The organism is Methylobacterium sp. E-012 (assembly GCF_057836545.1).
On sequence record NZ_JBYQEY010000001.1, the window covers coordinates 4,679,748 to 4,699,419 of the forward strand.

Genomic DNA, 19,672 nt, shown 5'->3' on the forward strand with positions numbered 1-19,672 from the left:
GGACCGGGCGGGTCCGGCGGTGAAGAGCGCGCGGGAGCAAGGTGTTGCGGGCCGTTCCTGATCCAGCGGGATCGGGGCCGGCCCCGGGGCGAACGGCTGGCCGCCGAGGTTAGAAGACCGCGCTATCGCTTTGATGTCGCGGGCCAGTCACGCCCTATCCCGGGCCGCCCCCGGCCTCGCGGCCCACGCCGCGGCGGCTGCGCAGCACCCGCACCAGCGGGTTGAGCAGCCCGTAGCGGGCCCGCATCACCAGATGGGCGGTGCGGCCGATGGAGAGCGCGCTGCGCGGGGCCGTCTCCCGGGCCGCGCTGAGGCGATCGAGGAGCTGCTCCGGGCTGCACGGCTTCATCGCCACGGGATCGAGATAGCGCGGATAGAGGATCATCGCGCCGGCGACCAGCTCGTCGAGGCCGAGCCTGCGCCCGCGGTCGGCCCCCGGCGCGAGATCCTCCGACAGCCCCCAGCCCGCGTAGAACGGCCGGCCATGCGTCGCCACGCTGAGCCCGCGGATCAGCGCCTCGAACCCCGCGAGCGACGTCATGGTCTCAACGTGGTGCACCCGGTCGAGCAGATCGACGATGCTGATCCCGGCCACGATCCGGTCGGCGAGGGTCAGCGCCTCCGCCTCCGGGATGAGGCCCGGGCGGAAGCCCGCCTCCACGTCGGGATGCGGCTTGTAGAGCAGGAACGCATCCGGGTTGCGCCGCCGCGCCGCCTCCAGCAGCGCCCGGTTCGAGCGGACCAGGGGGGAGCCGTGGCGCACCGAGGCGTCGTCCTCCACCTGCCCGGGCACCAGCACGATCCGCCGCCCGGCGGGCCAGTCGAGCGCTGCCGCGTCGAGGCCGACATTGTACTTGCTGAGCCGGCGCGCCACGACCTCCTCGCGGAGGCGTCGGGCCCGGGCGACGAGGTCCGGGGTGAAGTCCGACTCCGCCAGCAGGCGCTGCAGGCGGCTCTCCCGGCGCGGGTCGTAGTAGATGCCCAGATCGTCCACCACGATGGAGGCGCCGGGCTGGAGGCTTGCGCCGAGGCCGACGGAGCGCAGGAAGCCGTCCTCCACCCGGGCCAGGGGCAGCCCGGCCCCGGCGCAGGCCTCCTCTAGCCGGCCCGGCGCCCGGGTCGCCCAGGCGAGGATCCGGCCGCGGTGGCGCCGCCCCGCGGCGATCGCGGCCTCGGTGGTCATGGTGTGGACCGGCCGTCCGGCGGGCCCGGCCGCGAGCACGTCGAGGGCCGGCCGCTTCCAGCGCGACATCCCGACATAGACCACCCGCCGGTCGTTCTCGGAAAAGCGCGCGGCGAGCCATGCCACCCGCTCCGCGCAGGCGACGCGGCCGACCGGTGCCCGGGTCCAGGGATCGAGGTAGTGAATCCCCCCCTCCCCGCCGAGCGGCTTGCCGTCGAGGCTGATCCGCAGGGACGAGAACCCGCGCTCCGGATCGTCGTAGGGGCTCAGCAGCGGGCCGGGGGCGACCACGAGGCGGCGGCGGCCGGCGAGCGCCAGCATCCGGTCGGTCAGGCTCCCGGCACCCCAGACCGCGCCGGCCGCGCCGGGATGCGCCCGCGCGAAGGCGAGGCCCGTCGCGGCCTCGATCTCGGCCCGGAGCCGGCGGATCGTCCGGCCGGTCGCGTAGAGCGACGGGGTCGGTTCAAGGGGCATGGTCTGGGCGTCCGGCTCCGCGCGATCGAAGGGCTCCGCCCGCCTGTAGCGCATTTTCGCCGGCATGGGATGGTGTGGGATTTCGGGGACAACCCAAGGTCCGTCGCGCGGGCGCCACGTCCTTGAAAGGATTCGGACATACCGTCGCCGTGATTGCCCGCTCAATCCAGGCGGAGCCGCTGCCGTGCGACCGTTGCAGACGGGTCACGCGGGTGCGGAAAAGCCGTGCTGCGGCACGGCCTCGGATTGCGGGGCCGCCGGGCGCCGTGCCACCTCAGGGTCTCTCGCCGGTGCGGTTCAGCCGGTCACAGGGTCAAGGATAGAAGCGCCGCGGAATGCAACAACCCGCCCTCGACGCAGTCCGGAACCGCCCCGCGACCTTCCTGTTCCTGCAAGGAATCGCCACGCCGTTCTTCTCCGATCTCGGGAAGGCGCTGCGCGCCCGGGGCCATGAGGTCCGGCGCATCAATCTCTGCCCCGGCGACTGGCTGTTCTGGACCGGTGCGGCGGACAATTACCGCGGCCGCCGCGAGGCCTGGGGGGAGTACCTCGAGGCCTATCTGACCCGCGAGGGCGTGACCGACATCGTGCTGTTCGGCGACTGCCGGCCGTTCCACAAGGCCGCCCGGATGATCGCCGAATACCGCGGCCTGCGGGTCCACGTGTTCGAGGAGGGCTATATCCGCCCGAACTGGATCACCTGCGAGCTCGGCGGCGTGAACGGCTTCTCGTCCCTGCCCCGGACGGCCGACGCGATCCGCGCCCTGGCGCGGCGGCTGCCCCAGCCCGGACGGGCGATGCCCTCCACGGGCGACATGGCGCGCCGGAGCGTCTGGGACGTCGGCTACAACCTCGCCAACATCCTGTTCCCCTACCTCTTCCCGCATTTCCGCAGCCACCGGCCGACCCATATCGCCGCCGAGTACGCGGGCTGGATCAAGAAGTTCGCCCGCCGCGCCCATACCCGCCGCGAGGCGGCGCGCTGCGACGAGATCTACCGCGCGGTCGGCTGCGACTACTTCCTGCTGCCGCTCCAGCTCGACAGCGATTACCAGATCCGGGTCCACTCGCCGTTCCTCGGCGTCGAGGGCTTCATGGACCGGGTGATCAAGTCCTTCGCGGACGCCTCCGCAGCGCCGACCCGGCTTCTGGTGAAGCTGCATCCGCTGGACAGCGGCCTGATCAATTGGCGCCGGTTCGCCCGGGACTCGGCCCGGCGGCACGGCGTCAGCGACCGGCTCGATTTCATCGACGGCGGCGACCTGCCGGCTCTGATCAAGGGGGCCCGCGGCGTGGTGATCGTCAACTCGACGGTGGGCATGCTGTCCCTGGAGATGGGGTGCCCGACCCACGCGGTCGGCACCGCGATCTACAACATGGCCGAGCTGACCCATCAGGGCGATCTGGACGGATTCTGGAAGAATCCGACGCCGCCCGACATGGGCCTGATGGCCGATTTCCGCCGGGTCGTCCTGCACAGGACGCAGGTCAATGGCGGCTTCTTCTCCAAGGAGGCCATCGACCGGGCCGTGGCCGGCTCCGTGCCGCGCATGGAATCCGCCCTGCCCGATTCGATGCTGGCGGCGGCGCGGGCGATCCGCGAGGCGGCCGACCGGAACGGCGAGCTCGCGCCGGTCTACTGATCGTGCTCCTGGCCGTCGGGGTCCGTCTCGGCCTCGGACACGGCTTTCACGGCCGGTGAGTCCGGCGAGGCCTTGATCTTTCCACGCCGGGCAGCGTAACCCGCCGCATGCCCCGTATCCTGATCACCGGCGCGTCGAGCGGCATCGGCGCCGCGCTGGCGCGCCATTACGCCCGGACCGGCGTGAGCCTCATCATCGTCGGCCGCAACGCCGAGCGCCTCGAGATCGTCGCCCGGGATTGCCGCGCCAGCGGCGCCGCCGTCGAGACCGCACGCCTCGATACCCGAGACCGGGCCGCCACGGTGGCGCTCGTGCACCGGGCGGATGCCGCCGCACCCCTCGATCTGGTCGTCGCCAACGCCGCGGTGAACGGCGGCAATCAGGAGGGGCAGGTCGAGTCCGAGGACGTGGCCTTCGAGACCGCGGACATCAACTACACCGGCTCGCTCAACGTGGTGCTGCCCAGCCTGACGCTGATGCTCCGGCGCGGCCAGGGGCAGATCGTCCTGATGTCGTCCCTGGCGGCCTATGCGCCGCTCCAGGACGCCCCGGCCTATAGCGGCGCCAAGGCGGCGCTCGTCGCCCACGGCCTGGCCCTGCGCCAGAAGGTCGGGCCGCGGGGCGTGAAGGTCAACGTCGTGACGCCCGGCTACGTGAAGACGCCGATGGGCGGCGAGCTGAAGGGCTGGCGCCCCCTGGAGATCAGCGCCGAGGAAGCGGCCGTGCGCATCGCCAAGGGCATCACGGCCAACCGCGACGTGATCGCCTTCCCATTCATCCTCACGGCTCTGGCGCGCACTGTGCTGCTCCTGCCGGAGAGCGTCCGCAGGGCCGGGCTCTACGCGTTCCGGTTCCAGCGCCGGAAGCGCCGCTGATGGGCCGCCCCCGGATCGCGCTGTTCGTCCTGGAGGCGCTGCCGAACGCCCGCGTGGTGCGCCGGCTCGTCGCCGATCATCGGGCCGACATCGCCCTGGTGGGCCTCTCGAATGCCGAGCGGCCGTCGAGCGGCGGCCTGACCGGGCAGGTCCGGCGGCACCTCGCCCGCTCGGGCCCCGGGATCCTGCCCTATCTGGCGGTCAATTTCGGCCTGCCCGATCTGCTGCGCCCGCTGGCACCCCTGACCCAGGCGGTGGCCGGCAGCGGTGACGCACCGGAATCGACGCCGCTGAAGACCCTGTGCCGGCGCCTCGGTATCCCGACCCTGACGGTCGACGACGTCAACGGCCCCGCCGTGGCGCAGACCCTGCGGGACACGGCCCCCGACCTGATCCTCACCTACCATTTCGACCAGATCCTGAAGCCCGAGACCATCGGGCTGGCGCGGCTCGGGGGCATCAACGGCCATCCCGGCCTGCTGCCGCGCCACCGCGGCCCGGTGCCGACGATCCACGCCCTGGCGGAGGGTCCGGGCAGCTTCGGCATGACCCTCCACCGCCTGGCCGCCGCCATCGATACCGGGGCGATCCTCGACCAGGAGGCGGTGCCCCTGCCCCCCGGCACCACCGCCACGAGGGCGGCCGTGGCGCTCCACGCCCACGGGCGCGGGATGCTGGACCGGCTGCTCGACGCCGTCGCCCGCACCGGCGCCCTGCCGGAGGGCCGGACCGCCGAGGTTCTGCCCTATTGCCCGTTCCCCGATCGCACGATGCTGGCCGCCCTGCGCCGCCGGAACCTGCGGCTGACCGACGGGCGGGATCTCCGGGAGGCGCTGAGCCTCTCCGGCAAGGCGCCGTGAGGGCCGGCGCGGTGCACGACGTCGCGGCGGCCGTTCCGGGAGGCGCTTAACCGACGGTTAAGCCTGTTCGTCAAAGAAACGGTGACGGTTTCCCCGACGCCCGACCAGGCCCTCGCATGCCGGATACCAGCGCCCTCCATTCGGCCTCCGACGCGCTGGCCGCCGGCCGGCAGGTGCAGAGCGGCCGGATCCGCACGATCTCCGAGAACCTCGCCAACGCCGATTCGGCCGCCGAAACGCCCGGCGGGGTGCCCTACGCCCGCAAGATCGCGGTGTTCACGCCCGTCGTCGCCGACAACCCGCGCGATCCGGTGGGCCGCGTCGTGCGCGACACCAGCGCGTTCCGCAGCCGCTACGACCCATCCAGCGCCGCCGCCGACAGCCGGGGCTATATCCGCCTGCCCAACGTGAATGCCGCAACGGAGACGGCCGACCTGCAGACGGTGGTCCGGAACTACGAGGCCAACCTCAGCGCCTCGGGCATCCTCGACGGGTTGACGCAGGCGACCATCAACCTCCTCAGTTGATCCGGACGTGGTGCCGGCCGTAGCCGGCATAGACGGCGAGCCCGATCGCGAGCCAGATCGCCAGGCGGATCCAGGTCTCGGCCGGCAGCGAGGCCATCAGCGCGACGCAGGACAGGATGCCGAGCCCGGCCGTCAGCGTCGCCGCCGGGACGCGGAACGGGCGCGGCCGGTCCGGATCGGTCCGGCGCAGGATCAGCACCGTGGCGCAGACGAGGCAGAACGCCAGGAGCGTGCCGATGCTGACGATCTCGCCCAGGACGTCGATCGGCACGAGTCCCGCCACCGCGGCCGTGAACAGGCCGATCACCAGCTGGCTGGCCACCGGCGCCCGGGTCGCCGGATGGACCCGGCAGAACATCTCCGGGAGGAACCCGTCCCGGGCCATGGCGAAGAAGATCCGGCCCTGCCCGTAGAGGGCGGTCAGCGCCGAGGTGGTCAGACCAATCAGGGCACCGACCTTGACCGCCGTGGCGAAGGCGGACAGCCCGATGGCGTCGACCGCCTTGGCCACCGGATCGGCGACGTCCAGGTCGCGATAGGGGACGAGGCCGGTGAGCACGGCGGCCATCGCCACGTAGAGCACAGTGGTGATCAGGAGCGAGCCGATCAGCCCCACCGGCGCGTCGCGCTGCGGCGCCCGGCACTCGCCCGCGGCGGTGGCCACCGTCTCGAACCCCACGAAGGCGAAGAACACCACCGCGGCCCCGCGGAACACGCCGCTCCAGCCATAAGCGCCGAAGGCGCCGGCATTGTCCGGGACGAAGGGGTGCCAGAGTTCCGGCCGGAGATGGACCGCGCCGACGGCCACGAAGGCCAGGATGATCGCCACCTTGCAGGCCACCAGCAGCCCGGTCACCAGGGAGGCCTCCCGGGTGGCGCGCGTCAGCAGGCCGGTGAGCAGCAGGACGATGGCGACCGCCGGCAGGTTGACGAGGCCGCCGTCGCCGGGGGCGCCGGCCAGGGACGGCGGCAGCCGCAGGCCGAAATCCGCCGCGAGCGACTGCGCGTAGCCCGACCACCCGACCGCCACGGTCGCGGCCGCCACGGCGAATTCGAGCACGAGGTCCCAGCCGATGATCCAGGCGGGAAACGCTCCCAGGCTCGCCCGGGTGTAGGTGTAGGTGGAGCCCGCCTCCGGGATCATGGCCGCCAGCTCGGCGTAGCACAGGCCGACGAAGCCGCAGGCGATCCCGCCGATCACGAAGGACAGGCTCAGCGCGGGGCCGGCATATTGCGCCGCCGCCGTCCCGGTCAGCACGAAGATGCCCGCGCCGATCGTGGCGCCGAGGCCGATCGCGACGAGCCCCGGCGCGGTGAGAGTCCGGGCCAGCGTCCGGTCCGCTCCGGACGCGTCGCTGCCCTGCCCCGTCACGGCCGGTTCCGCCATCGCGCGCGTATCCACGTTGATCGCCCCCTGATCGACCCTGCTGCGCGCCGGAGCAAGATGCACGCCCCGCGGCCGGTCGAACCGGACACCGCCGTCGCGCCCGTCACTCGGGCCGGTCCCGACGCAGGCTCCACCGTTGCGCGGGCGCGGGCGCGGTTTTGGGCGTCGGCAGCGGCTTGACCAGCCTTGTATCGGTCCGGAAGGCCCGGGCGACGAGGCCGGCGAGGCGGATGAAGGCGCGGCCCTGCGGGGTGATGACGTACCCGTCCGCCGTTGGCGCCAGGTTGCCCGAGGCCGTCTGCTCGGCCAAGCGCCGCTCCATCTGGCGGAACTCCCCGAGATAGATCGCCTCGAACAGCGTCCGGGCCCGCTCCGCATCGAAGCTCTCGTCGGGATGGGCCGCCATCTGTCCGAGCAGGAACACGCTGATCGAGCGGTCGACCGTGACCGGGAGGACCACGAGGACGCTCAGGTTCAGGGACAGCGACAGCGCGCAGGCCCCCAGCGCATCGCGGCGGCGCAGGCCCCAGGCCCGACCGAGGCCGGCGAGGGATGCCGTCGCCACGAGGGTGATCAGGAAGGCCGCGAGCAGCAGGACGAGGCCCCGGTAGAACAGGATCGTCATGCCGGCGCAGAGCTCGGTCTGGAACAGCAGCACGAAGCCGCCGAAGCCGAGGGCGAGCGCGCCCGCGTGCAGCAGCGCCTGGGCGCCGAGCCAGCGCAGGATCCGGCCGGCGCGCGTGGGAGCCTCAATCATCGAGGTCCTCGACGCGCAGGATCCGCACGAGGGGCGCCGCATAGGCGGCCCGCGTGCGCCGGATCCAGGAGTCCGGCGCGTTCCAGGCGGCGTCCGCCGCGGTGACCACCAGCGCGCCGATGCCGGCCTCGGCGGCCCGGCGGCGCACCTCCGCGCCGGTCAGGGTCGCGCCGAAGATCGGGGAGACCGTAGCGAGCCGCGCCGCGACCGCCCCGGGGGCCGCGCCGAACAGGCGCGCCTCGCGGTCGGCCACCGCCACCGGCTGGCCGCCGTAGAGGCCGAAAGCGAACACCCGCGCCGGGATCGGCGAGGCCTGCAGGACCAGGTCCCGGGGCAGGTGCGTGCCGGCCCAGGCATAGGCCGCGCGCAGGGCCCGGTCGATGTCAGGGCGGCCGTTGAGGAAGGCGAACCTGGGATGGCCGGCGGCCGGATAGGCGCGCATCCCGGCAAAGCCGTAGAGCGTCGTGGCGTAGCCGAGGAGCAGGAGCGCGCCGAGCGATCCCGCGAGTCTGAGCCGGGTGCCGTCGCGGGTCCGGGTCAGGGCCACGACGGTCCAGCCCAGCGCCGCCACCTGCGCGAGCAGGACCACCCGGGCGCCGAGGTCGTTGTAGAGGATCGCCGAGCGCAGGAATCCACCGAGCAGCAGGCTCGACACCGCGCCGATCGTCAAAAGCCGGCCCGCCTCGCGGGCATGGGCCTCGCGCCGCGGGACGATCCGCCAGAACAGGAGCGCGCCCCCCGCGAAGACCCCCAGCGCGACGTAGTAGTTGACCGGCAGCAGGATCGGCCGGAGCAGGGCAAGGGTCGGCTCGTCGAAAAGCGGCTCCACGGGGCCGAAGCGCCGGACCGCGAACTGGATCGTGCCGCCGGTATCGGCCCGGTTGGCCAGGAGGCCGAGCAGGTAGGGCGCGGCCAGGACCGTACCGAGCAGCCCGGCCGCCGCGAGCCGGGCCGCGGCGCGCCAGCGGCGCTCGACGGCGAGCAGCCCCAGCCAGATCCCGGCCGCCGCCACCGTGCCCAGGCAGACCCAGACCGACAGCGCCGCGCAGGCCGCGAAGGCCGTCCCCGCCGTGACGATGCCGGCACTCTGCGCGCGCCGATCCGGCTCCGCCCGGTCGGCGATCTCGGCGAGCGCCAGGAGGCCGAGCCATCCCGCCAGGGCGGCGGCGACGTGATGCGGCACCCAGACCAGGGAGGTCGGCCAGTTCACGACCTGCTCGTTCAGCCATTCCGGGATGGGGATCCAGTATCCCGAGGTCGCCCGGTTGAAGGCGACCAGCAGGATGTCGAGGCCGCCCGCCGGCAGGAGCACCAGCACGGCCCGGCGCAGGAGCCGGGGCGGGACGTCCCCGACGAGCCCAGTGGCGGCGAGGAGCCGGTCCAGCAGGCCGAGGAGCGCGATGCCGGTCCAGAAGGCGAGTCCCGCGAAGGCGGTGCGCCCGTCGACGAGGCGGCCCCCGGCCCAGTCCACCAGGGCGGTCAGCGTGTAGAACCCGTAATAGTAGCCGGCCCGCTCCGGGCGGGCGAAGAACGGATCCACCGGCGGCAGGCCGTGCTCGACGATCCCCCGGGTCAGGGCGGCGTGCTTGACGAGGTCGATGACGGTGAGCGGCTGGTAGAGGGCGACGCCGGTGTCGATGTCGATCAGCGCATAGGCCACGATCCCGAGCCAGAGCGCGGCGAGGGCCAGAGCCCCCCGGTCGACCGGACCGCGCAGGTCCCGGAGGGCCGGTCTCAGGGCGGCGAGCCCGAGTGCCGCGTTCGCCAGGGCTGCCACCGGCATGCCGGTCGCCTGGACCAGCAGCCCGTCGAGGGCGGGCAGGAGCCCGATGCCGAGGAGCGCCGCGCAGAGGAGCCGGTCGCCGGTCGCGAGCGTGCGGAAGCCGAGGTTGCCGGTGATCGCGCCGAGCGCGTAGCCCGGCAGGACCACGAGGGGAACGCCGAGCAGCGTCGCGAGCAGGACACCGCACGCATCCGAGAGGGTGCCGTTCATTGCCGGGCCGCGTTTCGTGCGGGCTCCCGCTTAGCACCGGGGCGTTAACCGTTTCCTCGGGGACCCGCGATCGGGCCCGGGGCTGGCATAACTGGCAGTTTCGTGTATGGATCCGGCAGCTTCGACCCGGGTGACCGGGCGGGGCTTGAGCCGCTTGGCGCTGTGACCGTGCTGGACGACATCCCGGCACCGGCCGAACGCCGAGCCCGCGCGCGCCCGTTTGGGGCGCCGCATCCGACCAGCACAACCCGAAAGGCATGCGATGTCGATCACGGCAGAGCGCAAGACCGCGCTCATCAAGGAACACCGCAAGGACGCCAAGGACACCGGGTCCCCCGAGGTCCAGGTGGCCATCCTCACCGAGCGGATCGCCAACCTCACCGGCCACTTCAAGACCCACGCCAAGGACAACCATTCCCGGCGCGGCCTCCTGAAGATGGTCTCGCAGCGCCGCTCGCTGCTCGACTACGTCAAGCGCAAGGACGAGGCCCGCTACCGCGCCCTCATCGAGCGTCTCGGCATCCGCCGCTAAGGCACGTTTCGCGCGGTTCCGGGCCCGGCCCGGGGCCGCGTTTCACCATCGGGGGCTGCCGGAATGGGTCCGGCCGCCCCACAAGCGGGCCGCTTCGAGGCGCCGGCATCGGGGCAGGATCGCGAGACACTTCGCCGTGGAAGTGTCTCGCCGTCTTGCCCCCGGGCGGCGCCGGGCTTGGGCCCGCCGCAGGCAAGGAAGAGATCAAGAATGTTCGACGTTCAACGCGAAGAGCTGATGTGGGGTGACCGCAAGCTCGTGCTGGAGACCGGCAAGGTCGCCCGTCAGGCCGACGGCGCCGTGGTCGCCACCTACGGCGACACTTCGGTGCTCGCCACCGTGGTCGCCACGAAGGAGCCGAAGGCCGGCATCGACTTCATGCCGCTCACCGTGAACTACCAGGAGCGCGCCTACGCGGCCGGCCGCATCCCCGGCGGCTACTTCAAGCGCGAGGGCCGGCCCTCCGAGAAGGAGACCCTGGTCTCCCGCCTGATCGACCGCCCGATCCGTCCGCTCTTCGTCCAGGGCTGGCGCAACGACACCCAGGTCGTCGTCACCGTCCTGACCCACGACCTCGAGAACGATCCCGACATCGTCGCGATGGTCGCGGCCTCCGCGGCGCTGACCCTGTCGGGCGTCCCGTTCATGGGCCCGATCGGCGGCGCCCGGGTCGGCTACATCAACGGCAGCTACCGGCTGAACCCGTCAGTCACCGAGACCAAGGAGGAATCGGCCCTCGACCTCGTGGTCGCCGGCACGCAGGACGCGGTGCTGATGGTCGAGTCGGAGGCCAAGGAGCTCTCCGAGGACGTGATGCTCGGCGCCGTGATGTTCGGCCACAAGCACTTCCAGCCGGTGATCGAGGCGATCGTCCGCCTGGCCGAGAAGGCCGCCAAGGAGCCGCGCGACTTCAGGGCCCCCGAGAACGCCGACGTCGAGACGGCGGTTCTGGAGGTCTGCGAGGCCGAACTCCGCGCCGCCTACACCAAGACCGTCAAGCAGGAGCGCTACGCCGCCGTCGACGCCGTGAAGGCGAAGGTGATGGCCACCCTCTGCCCGGAGGGCGCGGAAAAATTCCCGGCCGAGAAGGTAAAGGCCGCCTTCAAGGAGGCCCAGTCGAAGGTGGTCCGCTGGAACATCCTCGACAGCGGCGCCCGCATCGACGGCCGCGACGTGAAGACGGTCCGCCCGATCCTCTCCGAGGTCGGCGTGCTGCCCCGCGCCCACGGCTCGGCGCTGTTCACCCGCGGCGAGACCCAGGCGCTGGTGGTGGCGACGCTCGGCACCGGCGAGGACGAGCAGTTCATCGACGCGCTGGAAGGCACCTACAAGGAGCGCTTCCTGCTCCACTACAACTTCCCTCCCTATAGCGTCGGCGAGACCGGCCGGATGGGCTCCCCGGGCCGTCGCGAGATCGGCCACGGCAAGCTCGCCTGGCGGGCGATCCGCCCGGTGCTGCCGCCGGCCCACGAGTTCCCCTACACGATCCGCGTCGTGTCGGAGATCACGGAGTCCAACGGCTCGTCCTCGATGGCCTCGGTCTGCGGCGGCTCGCTGTCGCTGATGGATGCCGGCGTGCCCCTGCGCCGTCCGGTGGCGGGCATCGCCATGGGCCTCATCCTCGAGGGTGAGCGCTTCGCGGTCCTGTCCGACATCCTCGGCGACGAGGATCACCTCGGCGACATGGACTTCAAGGTGGCCGGCACGGACGAGGGCGTGACCTCGCTCCAGATGGACATCAAGATCGCCGGCATCACCGAGGAGATCATGCGGGTCGCCCTCGACCAGGCGAAGGATGGGCGTGCCCACATCCTCGCCGAGATGGCCAAGGCCCTGACGGCCGCCCGTCCGGAACTCGGCGAGTACGCGCCGCGCATCGAGACGATGCAGATCCCGACCGATAAGATCCGCGACGTGATCGGCACCGGCGGCAAGGTGATCCGCGAGATCGTCGAGAAGACCGGCGCCAAGATCAACATCGAGGATACCGGCATCGTCAAGATCGCCTCCGCCGACGGCAAGGCGATCAAGGCGGCCTACAACTGGATCCGCTCGATCGTGGCGGAGCCGGAAATCGGCGTGATCTACGACGGCACGATCGTGAAGTGCATGGAGTTCGGCGCCTTCGTGAACTTCTTCGGCGCCAAGGACGGCCTGGTCCACATCTCGGAACTCGCCGCGAACCGGGTCGCCAAGGTGCAGGACGTCGTCAAGGAAGGCGACAAGGTCAAGGTGAAGTTCCTCGGCCAGGACGATCGCGGCAAGATCCGCCTGTCCATGAAGGTCGTCGACCAGCAGACCGGCGAGGACATCACCGAGAAGGTGAAGGCCCAGCGCGACGCCGACCGGCCCGAGCGCGGCGACGAGCCGCGCGAACCCCGCGAGGGCGGCCGCCACCGCGGCGAGCGCCGCCGCGAGGCGGGCGAGTAAGCCGCGCCCCGAACCGGCCCCGGCCGGCGCGGGACGTCAATGACGGGCGCGGTCCTCCGGGGCCGCGCCTTTTTCTTTGGGCCGCGCCGACACCGCGCTGAACCGGGAGCCCGTCGCTGCCGCGCCGGGGGAGCGGGGTTCTGTCGCCCAGACGCTTTAGCCCGTAACCGCGGCGCGATGCCGCCGTCATATCCCCGCCTCCGGGCGATCCGCCGCCACGGAGGGAATGTCGGCCCGGCGGTTCCCCTGCCGTGGGCGGCAATCCGCTCGGATGGCGGCGGGAACGCGACCGGCCCCTCCGCGTTCGCCCGGCGACCTCAACGCAGGGATTTTTCCATGGCCAACGACATGATGCACGATATCTTCAGTGGGCAGCCGAACCTGTCGACAACGGAACGCGCCGTCTCGGTGGCCCTGGGCCTCGGGATCGCCGCCGCAGCCGCGCAGCCGCGGCCCAACAAGTTTCTGAGCCTGCTGGCCCTAGTCGTCGGTGTCGGCCTCGCGGTGCGCGGGGCGACCGGCCATTGCGCCGTGAAGGCCGCCTCCGAGCATCTCTGAGCGGCCGCCGGCCTCCGAGCGACAAAAAAGGGGCGCCCCGCGGGGCGCCCCTCTCGTTTCATGCGTCCCGGAACGCTTAGATCGTGGTGCTGCGCCGGCTCGCGATCAGGCCGTAGATGAACAGCACCACCACGGCGCCCACGATGGCCCCGATGAAGCCCGCGCCCTGATTGGGGCCGTACCAGCCGACCGCCTGGCCGATGAAGGTCGCCACGAAGGCGCCGACGATGCCGAGGATCGTGGTCAGGATGAAGCCCGACGGCTCATTCGGCCCCGGCATGACGAACTTGGCGATGATGCCGGCCAGGAAGCCGATGACGATGGTCCAGAGGATACCCATGACAAACCCCAGTGCGTGATTGACGATGCCGGCAGAACGCGCCGCGGCCCGCGACGGTTGCCCGCACCCGGTGACGGGACGTCGAATTTCCGCCCGTTCCCGCGGCGCGCGGCCGCGCCGCCCTTTACGGCCGCCCCGGGGCCGCGGCAGATACGCCGGTTCCGAGGTGGTGGAGACGGGTATGGATGTTCAGCGGATCGAGCCGGGCAAGCGGATGTCGCAGGCCGTTGCCTTCGGCGACATAGTCTACCTCGCCGGGCAGGTGGCCGCCGATACGGTCGGCACCGGCGTGACGATCCAGACCCAGCAGATCCTGGTGGAGATCGACCGGCTGCTGGCCGTGGCCGGGAGCGATAAGGCGCGCATCCTCTCGGCCACCGTCTACCTCGCCGACATGGCGACCTTCGCGGAGATGAACGCCGCTTGGGACGCCTGGGTCTCGCCGGAGAATCCCCCCGCCCGCGCCACGGTCGAGGCGAAGCTCGCCGGACCCGAATACCTCGTCGAGATCGTGGTCGTGGCCGCGAGGAGCCGGTGACCGGCCCCCGCCGCACTGTTCTGGCGGCCGTCGCGGCCGCCCTGTTGGCTGCCCTCGGCGCCGCGGCTCCGGCCGCGGAGGAGCGGGTCCTCAACATCTACAACTGGTCCGACTATATTGACCCGACGGTGCTCGACGCCTTCACCCGCGAGACCGGCATCAAGGTCGTCTACGACACCTACGACAACAACGAGATCCTGGAGACCAAGCTGCTGGCGGGGCGGTCCGGCTACGACATCGTCGTGCCGTCCGGGCCGTACCTGCAACGGCTGATCCGGGCCGGCGCCTTCCTGCCCCTCGACAAGACCAAGCTCAAGAACCTCGGCAACCTCTGGCCGGAGGTCAGCAGCCGCCTTGCGGTCTACGACCCGGGCAACGCTTACGCGGTCGACTACATGTGGGGCACCACGGGCATCGGCTACAACGTCGCCGCCCTGCGCGAGCGCCTGGGCGCCGGCGCGGCGCTGAACTCCTGGAGCCTCGTCCTCAATGCCGCCTCCGCCAACAGGCTCAAGGAATGCGGGATCATGATGCTCGATTCCCCCGAGGACCTGATCCCGAGCATGCTCCCGGCCTTCGGGGCCAAGGCCGATTCCAAGCGCTGGGACGACCTGACCCTGGTGACGGATGCCCTCTACAAGGTGCGCGGCACCGTGCGGAAGTTCCACTCCTCCGAGTATATCCAAGCCCTGGCCAACGGCGACATCTGCGTGGCGGTCGGCTACTCGGGCGACGTGATGCAGGCCAAGCGCCGGGCGGAGGAGGCCAAGAACGGGATCGAGATCGCCTACGTGGTGCCCAAGGAGGGGGCGCTGATGTGGTTCGACACCTTCGCGATCCCGAAGGACGCCGCCCACCCAACCGAGGCGCTCGCGTTCATCGACTACATGATGCGGCCGGAGGTGGCAGCGGCCAACACCAACTTCGTGGCCTATGCCAGTGGCAACCTCGCGGCGAAGCGGTTCCTGAAGCCCGAGATCCTGAACAATCCCGGTATCTACCCGGACGAGGCGACGATGCAGCGCCTGTCGATCAACACCGCCTGGGACGACCGCACGCAGCGTTTCGTCACGCGGCTCTGGACGCGGGTTCGCACGGGACGCTGAGCGGGGGCATCGGGGGGATGAGGCGATCCGGTCTGACCCCCCATCCAGAGGTGCCGCAACGGCGCGGAGGCCTCGAAGTAGGGATCGCCCCGGACTCTGGAGAGCTTCTTCGAGACCCGCTGCCTCGGACGCCTCAGGACAAGGCCGAGGCCGGGATACAGAACGGGTCCACAGGCGGTGGGAGCCCCGGCAGCGCGCCGTGCCGGGGCTTGCGTTCGACGGTCGCGGGGCAGTCCTAGTGCTTGAGGTCGTCCGGAACCTTGCCGCCGTTCTCGGCAAGCTTCTGCATGACCTGCTTGTGCAGCCAGATGTTCATCGCGGCCGAGTCGTCCTTGTCGCCGGTGTAGTGCAACTCGTCGGCGAGCTGCTTGCGCGAGGCAAGGCCTGAATCGAGGTCGAGCAGCTTCATCAGGTCGACGATGGAGTGGCGCCAGTCGAGCGTCTGCGAGTTCTTCTCCGCGAGGCCGGTGAGGACCGCCGCCACGTCCACCGGCTCGCCGCCGCCGGGAGCGCCCGCCGTCGAGGACGTGGACGGATTGCTCGAGCCGGCCGATCCGCCCGAACCCGCCGTGGGTGCGGGTGCCGCATCCGCGCTCCCGCCGCCGAAGGGGTGGAGGATTTTGCCGACGATGCTGCCGAGGAGGCTCATGAGTCCGCTCCGATGATCACAGCCCGACTGAGGCGTCGGGCGGGCGTTAAACTGGCGGTGGCGCGGGGCGTTCCGAGAATCGGCCCCGGCGACGCATCCTAACCGCGGGCGCCGTGCAGCGCGACGCCGAGCAGGCCGAGACCGAGCACGAGACAGACGCCGCTCCAGCGCTCCAACGTGGCGGAGCGAGCGGGAACGCGCAGCGAGACGGCGGCGAGACACACGCCGCAGATCAAACAAGCCAAGCTCATCACGACGACCAGCGTGTTCCCCTGATTTCGGAATCGATGTGCGTACCCATAGTCAGTTTTCGCCGCTATGCCAGCGAAAAAAGAACGTAGTTATTCAGGATTGGCCGAATTATGGGCGTTCGATCGCGCGGGCGTGTTCTGTCGAAGAAAAGTTTGATCTGACGTTGTGAGACGAGGGAGGTCGCGGTGATGAACGCCCGGAGCGTTCAGGCCGCGGGATCAATCGAACAAGATTAAACCTGTAGTAGATCAAAGAAATCCGACTCGCTTATAAGATGCGGGTGTGCGTTCGACGCCCGGCAGGAACGGCGTCGGACCGGATTTCGATCCCGCGCGACGTGGCGGATCAGGCCGGGTCGAACAGCGCAGAGGCCATGGCGGCCCGTTCCTCCGCCCAGGTCCCGCGCGATTCCGGTCGGCCTGCGCGGCCGTACCAGTAGCGGGCATTCTCCGCATCGCCCTCGATCCGGTGGAGATGGGCGTGAACCCAGGCCGCATCACGACCCGGCGCCTCCTGCACCAGGGCGTGTGCCCGCTCCCAGGCCGTCGAACCCGATCCGGACGGATCCCGGGCCAGCCACCAGAGCGCGGCCAACGGGGCCGGCCAAGACGCCGGGGGCGCGGCGTCGATCAGGGTCGCCGAGAAGGCGGCGGGCAGGCTCTCGGTCACGACATTCTCCTCGCGTCCTGCGGCGGCTCCAAGCCCCGATCCGCCGCGCGGGCTCACACCGGCCCGGTGCCCACCTCGGCGGCGAGCGCCCTATCGGCCGGCGGCGCGTGCCGGCGGCCAGGGGCCCCGGCGCTGGCGGGCGGACCACGCGTAGCGGGCATCGCCGTCGAGACGGTCGAGATGGTCCGACAGGCGGTTGCGTTCAAGCCAGCTCAGCGCTGCCTCCAGTTCGGGCAGGGTCATGGTCGCGCGGCCCTTGCCGAGCACGCGTTTCAGCACGGCGTTGTAGCGATGCGCGAGATTGCCGCCGCGGGGCACCCGCAGGGACGCCTCGTCCTCCACCGCCTGCGCGGCTACCGCGGCGGCGAGCCTCTGCCGCAGGGTGCGCTCGGTGATCGAGGGCAGTTCGGGGGCGGGCGTCGTCGGGACAGCCTCGACGAGGCGCGGGCGCAGCAGGGCGTAGCGGAGCCCGATAGCGTTGCTCTCCAGGGGGGTGATTCCGCCCGGATCCTCGTCGCGCCAGGGGGTCCGTTCCGGGACCAGGGCGCTCGCCGGGCGCTCGCGCCGGGGCCGGGCGGCGCTGCCCTGCTCGGTCTCGAGCTCCAGGCGGAAACGGGCGAAGAGCGGGTCGTCCGGGTGGAAGATCAGCGCCTGCTGGGTGTCGTAGGCGCCGGCATGCGGATCGACCCGGGTCGCCCGCGCCAGCATCTGTTCGAGCCAGGGCCGCGAGCGGATATGGGTGAGCGCCGCCACCACCGCGACCTCGGGGGCGTCGAGCCCTTCGTAGGCCATCGCCACCGTCACCAGCACGGCGGGTTCGGGGGTCAGCCGGAACGCCGCCAGGGCCGCGTGGGCGTCGCCCTGGCCGGAGGTGGCCAGCCGGACGTCGCGCTCCCCCTGCCCCGCCGGCATCCAGCCGCGCAGGGTCGTCAGATAGGCGCGCGCGCTCGCCTGATCCGGCGCCACCACGAGGAGCTTGCCGAGGCCCCGCGCCGGCTCGCCCGGCGCGAGGCGGTGCTCGGCCCGGCGGCGGGCCCGGAGGCGTTTGGTGGCGAAGAACGCCTCGCTCAGGAGATCCCGGGCAAAACCGGTCCGCAGGGCCGTGAACAGGGCCGGCCGCGTGGTCACCCGCACCGATCCGGCGCCCAGCCGGTGCGGCCCGACCCGGGGCGCGTCGCCGGAGATCCGGCCACCCTCCAGCCAGCTCGCCTCGCCGTCGATGGCCCCGAAGGTGACCGGCAGCACCGCCCGCTCGCTCAGCGCCTGCGTCCGGGAATAGCCGATCACCGCGAGCCCGGGCGCTTCGAGGTTGAGTTCGGGCCCGCGGCCCGGCGCGGCGGGGTGATAGGGCAGCCCCAGGATCCGGCGCCCGTCCGCCCGCTCCAATGTCCCGGACAGATAGAGACTGATCGCGGCCGCCTCCATCACCGGCAGCATCGCCCGGGACCAGGCCCCCGCCTCCGCATCCTCCGCGTCGGCCGCCTCCGCGCCCGGTCGGCCGGGCACCGGTAGGTGGTGGACCTCGTCGATCACCAGGAGGGTGCGGTGCGCCTTGGCCTCCGCGAGATGCAGCGCCGGCGCGGCGGCGACCGCCTGATAGGTGGTGATGTAGCCCGAGAGCCCGCGGGCCGGGTCGCGCTCGTTATCGGCCGCGCGCACGCTGAGGGCGTGTCCGAAGACGCTGCGCCAGAGCGGATCGGCGAAGGCCTCCTCGGCCTGCAGGCGCAGGGAATCCCGCGGCACCACCCAGACGACGCGCTCGACCAGGCCGGCCGCGATCAGGCTCTGCGCGGCGATCACCGGCAGCAGCGACTTGCCGCCGCCGGGCGTCACCGCCGCGAGGATTTTTTGGATATGGGCCGCCTCGCCGCGCGCCATGGCGTCGACCAGGGCCATCAGCGTGCGCTGGTGGGACCGCAGGGACGGGGCGGGGCGGGTCAATGGCCGGCGAAGCAGGGCGACATCCGCGCACCGTGGCCGATCCCGATTCCTTTGTGAATCCCTCCGGTCGCGGAACGTTCGCGTTTCCTTCGCGCCGGGCGGCCGGATGCACCGGGTTCGGCGGATCGGCGCACGACAAGCGTTGACACCCGGCGAGCCCCTCACCATAAGGGCGCCGCGGGCGAGAAACCCGCCTTGGGGGAATGTCCCGAGCGGCAAAGGGGGCGGACTGTAAATCCGCTGCGTAAGCTTCGTAGGTTCGAGTCCTACTTCCCCCACCAAGATATCCCGATCCCGTCAGCCCTGTTTCGCCAGCGCCGCCTCGATGCGCGCGGCTGCGGCGGCTGAGAAACCCTTCCCTTCGAGCCCCTGCCCCGCGGCCGCCTGGCCTGTTAGGCTCCGGCGCTTGCCCGCGGGCAGATGCGCCCTTCGGAGCGCGTGCGCGTCCCGGTGACTGGCATGGGTGATCGCGATGGCCAGCGCGTCGGCGGCGTCGGCGACGCGGAACTCGGCCTTGGGCAGCAGGAAGCGCACCATCGCCTGGATCTGGACCTTCTCGGCGTGGCCGGAGCCCGCCACGGTCTTCTTGATCAGGTTGGCGGCGTATTCGAACACCGGTAGCCCGGCGAGCGCCGGCACCAGGAGCGACACGGCCCGGGCATGACCGAGCTTGAGCGTCGCCTGCGCGTCCTTGTTGACGAAGGTCTCCTCCACGGCGACATCGTCGGGCCGCACCGCCTCGACCACGCGCCCGACCCCCTCGAACAGTTCGCGCAACCGCAGGGCCAGCGGCAGGTCACCGTCCGAGGTGACGACGCCGCAATCGCCGTAGGTGAGCTTGGTGCCCTGCGCGGTGATGACGCCCCAGCCCGTGCGCCGGAGGCCGGGATCGATGCCGAGGATACGGACGGAACTGTTCACAGGGCTGATCATGGGCTCCACGGCTCGACGAACGGCC

Annotated in this window: 18 protein-coding genes and 1 tRNA gene; 10 read left to right on the plus strand and 9 right to left on the minus strand. The window is 71.6% G+C overall.

Features of this window, described 5'->3' with window-relative positions:
* Nucleotides 1-154: 154 nt before the first annotated feature.
* On the minus strand, nt 155-1,657 hold the full coding sequence (locus AC3IF1_RS22410; protein ID WP_489219408.1) for a capsular polysaccharide export protein, LipB/KpsS family: 1,503 nt from the start codon (nt 1,655-1,657) through the stop codon (nt 155-157).
* Between the two features lie 335 nt (nt 1,658-1,992).
* On the opposite strand from AC3IF1_RS22410, the gene AC3IF1_RS22415 reads away from it, so the two are divergent.
* The 4 genes from AC3IF1_RS22415 (at nt 1,993) to AC3IF1_RS22430 (ending at nt 5,562) form a co-directional block, all read left to right on the plus strand.
* The gene (locus AC3IF1_RS22415) at nt 1,993-3,300 is read left to right on the plus strand and encodes a capsule polysaccharide biogenesis protein (RefSeq protein WP_243967927.1); all 1,308 of its coding nucleotides are present in this window, start codon (nt 1,993-1,995) and stop codon (nt 3,298-3,300) included.
* A gap of 107 nt (nt 3,301-3,407) precedes the next feature.
* Nucleotides 3,408-4,175: an SDR family NAD(P)-dependent oxidoreductase gene (locus AC3IF1_RS22420; RefSeq protein ID WP_243967928.1), complete on the plus strand. Its 768-nt coding sequence runs from the start codon at nt 3,408-3,410 to the stop codon at nt 4,173-4,175.
* The gene (locus AC3IF1_RS22425; RefSeq protein ID WP_243967929.1) at nt 4,175-5,035 is read left to right on the plus strand and encodes a formyltransferase family protein; all 861 of its coding nucleotides are present in this window, start codon (nt 4,175-4,177) and stop codon (nt 5,033-5,035) included. The genes AC3IF1_RS22420 and AC3IF1_RS22425 overlap by 1 nt, the downstream gene beginning before the upstream one ends.
* Nucleotides 5,036-5,151: 116 nt before the next feature.
* A complete protein-coding gene (locus AC3IF1_RS22430) occupies nt 5,152-5,562 on the plus strand; it encodes a flagellar basal body rod protein FlgC (RefSeq protein WP_489219409.1) in 411 nt (136 codons plus the stop codon).
* Here AC3IF1_RS22430 and AC3IF1_RS22435 read toward each other — a convergent pair.
* From AC3IF1_RS22435 to AC3IF1_RS22445, 3 genes are all read right to left on the minus strand, one after another.
* Nucleotides 5,555-6,949: an amino acid permease gene (locus tag AC3IF1_RS22435; protein ID WP_489219410.1), complete on the minus strand. Its 1,395-nt coding sequence runs from the start codon at nt 6,947-6,949 to the stop codon at nt 5,555-5,557. The two genes, AC3IF1_RS22430 and AC3IF1_RS22435, sit on opposite strands and share 8 nt — an antisense overlap.
* 103 nt (nt 6,950-7,052) lie before the next feature.
* A complete protein-coding gene (locus AC3IF1_RS22440) occupies nt 7,053-7,706 on the minus strand; it encodes a hypothetical protein (protein ID WP_489219411.1) in 654 nt (217 codons plus the stop codon).
* Nucleotides 7,699-9,699, minus strand: coding sequence for a hypothetical protein (locus tag AC3IF1_RS22445; protein WP_489219412.1), 2,001 nt, complete (start codon nt 9,697-9,699; stop codon nt 7,699-7,701). The genes AC3IF1_RS22440 and AC3IF1_RS22445 overlap by 8 nt, the downstream gene beginning before the upstream one ends.
* A 262-nt stretch (nt 9,700-9,961) precedes the next feature.
* Here AC3IF1_RS22445 and rpsO point away from each other — a divergent pair, with 262 nt between their 5' ends.
* The 3 genes from rpsO (at nt 9,962) to AC3IF1_RS22460 (ending at nt 13,219) form a co-directional block, all read left to right on the plus strand.
* Entirely contained in the window at nt 9,962-10,231 is a 270-nt protein-coding gene (gene rpsO, locus AC3IF1_RS22450) for a 30S ribosomal protein S15 (RefSeq protein WP_243916762.1), read from the plus strand.
* Between the two features lie 210 nt (nt 10,232-10,441).
* Nucleotides 10,442-12,661, plus strand: a complete 2,220-nt coding sequence (gene pnp / locus AC3IF1_RS22455; protein WP_489219413.1) for a polyribonucleotide nucleotidyltransferase — start codon at nt 10,442-10,444, stop codon at nt 12,659-12,661.
* A gap of 336 nt (nt 12,662-12,997) precedes the next feature.
* Nucleotides 12,998-13,219: a YgaP-like transmembrane domain gene (locus AC3IF1_RS22460; RefSeq protein WP_243967936.1), complete on the plus strand. Its 222-nt coding sequence runs from the start codon at nt 12,998-13,000 to the stop codon at nt 13,217-13,219.
* Between the two features lie 76 nt (nt 13,220-13,295).
* Here the strand turns inward: AC3IF1_RS22460 and AC3IF1_RS22465 are convergent, their stop codons facing one another.
* Nucleotides 13,296-13,559, minus strand: a complete 264-nt coding sequence (locus tag AC3IF1_RS22465; protein ID WP_243967937.1) for a GlsB/YeaQ/YmgE family stress response membrane protein — start codon at nt 13,557-13,559, stop codon at nt 13,296-13,298.
* 181 nt (nt 13,560-13,740) lie between these two features.
* On the opposite strand from AC3IF1_RS22465, the gene AC3IF1_RS22470 reads away from it, so the two are divergent.
* On the plus strand, nt 13,741-14,097 hold the full coding sequence (locus AC3IF1_RS22470) for a RidA family protein (RefSeq protein ID WP_489219414.1): 357 nt from the start codon (nt 13,741-13,743) through the stop codon (nt 14,095-14,097).
* Nucleotides 14,098-14,117: 20 nt separating this feature from the next.
* Nucleotides 14,118-15,203: a polyamine ABC transporter substrate-binding protein gene (locus AC3IF1_RS22475; protein ID WP_489220442.1), complete on the plus strand. Its 1,086-nt coding sequence runs from the start codon at nt 14,118-14,120 to the stop codon at nt 15,201-15,203.
* 235 nt (nt 15,204-15,438) lie between these two features.
* On the opposite strand, the gene AC3IF1_RS22480 is transcribed toward AC3IF1_RS22475, so the two are convergent.
* From AC3IF1_RS22480 to AC3IF1_RS22490, 3 genes are all read right to left on the minus strand, one after another.
* Nucleotides 15,439-15,852, minus strand: coding sequence for a DUF3597 domain-containing protein (locus tag AC3IF1_RS22480; protein ID WP_489219415.1), 414 nt, complete (start codon nt 15,850-15,852; stop codon nt 15,439-15,441).
* Nucleotides 15,853-16,449: 597 nt separating this feature from the next.
* Nucleotides 16,450-16,773 (minus strand): hypothetical protein, encoded by a 324-nt coding sequence (locus AC3IF1_RS22485; RefSeq protein ID WP_489219416.1) that lies wholly within the window; start codon nt 16,771-16,773, stop codon nt 16,450-16,452.
* Nucleotides 16,774-16,863: 90 nt separating this feature from the next.
* Nucleotides 16,864-18,714, minus strand: a complete 1,851-nt coding sequence (locus AC3IF1_RS22490; protein ID WP_489219417.1) for a DEAD/DEAH box helicase — start codon at nt 18,712-18,714, stop codon at nt 16,864-16,866.
* Nucleotides 18,715-18,911: 197 nt separating this feature from the next.
* On the opposite strand from AC3IF1_RS22490, the gene AC3IF1_RS22495 reads away from it, so the two are divergent.
* Nucleotides 18,912-18,995 (plus strand) — tRNA-Tyr (locus AC3IF1_RS22495).
* Nucleotides 18,996-19,011: 16 nt separating this feature from the next.
* Here AC3IF1_RS22495 and ruvC read toward each other — a convergent pair.
* Nucleotides 19,012-19,635, minus strand: a complete 624-nt coding sequence (ruvC, locus tag AC3IF1_RS22500; RefSeq protein WP_489219419.1) for a crossover junction endodeoxyribonuclease RuvC — start codon at nt 19,633-19,635, stop codon at nt 19,012-19,014.
* Nucleotides 19,636-19,672: the final 37 nt, after the last annotated feature.

Bases quoted from the DNA above. Each gene is read 5' to 3' on its own strand.
- AC3IF1_RS22410 (WP_489219408.1), bottom strand. From the start codon at position 1,657: ATGCCCCTTGAACCGACCCCGTCGCTCTACGCGACCGGCCGGACGATC.
- AC3IF1_RS22415 (WP_243967927.1), top strand. From the start codon at position 1,993: ATGCAACAACCCGCCCTCGACGCAGTCCGGAACCGCCCCGCGACCTTC.
- AC3IF1_RS22420 (WP_243967928.1), top strand. From the start codon at position 3,408: ATGCCCCGTATCCTGATCACCGGCGCGTCGAGCGGCATCGGCGCCGCG.
- AC3IF1_RS22425 (WP_243967929.1), top strand. From the start codon at position 4,175: ATGGGCCGCCCCCGGATCGCGCTGTTCGTCCTGGAGGCGCTGCCGAAC.
- AC3IF1_RS22430 (WP_489219409.1), top strand. From the start codon at position 5,152: ATGCCGGATACCAGCGCCCTCCATTCGGCCTCCGACGCGCTGGCCGCC.
- AC3IF1_RS22435 (WP_489219410.1), bottom strand. From the start codon at position 6,949: ATGGCGGAACCGGCCGTGACGGGGCAGGGCAGCGACGCGTCCGGAGCG.
- AC3IF1_RS22440 (WP_489219411.1), bottom strand. From the start codon at position 7,706: ATGATTGAGGCTCCCACGCGCGCCGGCCGGATCCTGCGCTGGCTCGGC.
- AC3IF1_RS22445 (WP_489219412.1), bottom strand. From the start codon at position 9,699: ATGAACGGCACCCTCTCGGATGCGTGCGGTGTCCTGCTCGCGACGCTG.
- rpsO (WP_243916762.1), top strand. From the start codon at position 9,962: ATGTCGATCACGGCAGAGCGCAAGACCGCGCTCATCAAGGAACACCGC.
- pnp (WP_489219413.1), top strand. From the start codon at position 10,442: ATGTTCGACGTTCAACGCGAAGAGCTGATGTGGGGTGACCGCAAGCTC.
- AC3IF1_RS22460 (WP_243967936.1), top strand. From the start codon at position 12,998: ATGGCCAACGACATGATGCACGATATCTTCAGTGGGCAGCCGAACCTG.
- AC3IF1_RS22465 (WP_243967937.1), bottom strand. From the start codon at position 13,559: ATGGGTATCCTCTGGACCATCGTCATCGGCTTCCTGGCCGGCATCATC.
- AC3IF1_RS22470 (WP_489219414.1), top strand. From the start codon at position 13,741: ATGGATGTTCAGCGGATCGAGCCGGGCAAGCGGATGTCGCAGGCCGTT.
- AC3IF1_RS22480 (WP_489219415.1), bottom strand. From the start codon at position 15,852: ATGAGCCTCCTCGGCAGCATCGTCGGCAAAATCCTCCACCCCTTCGGC.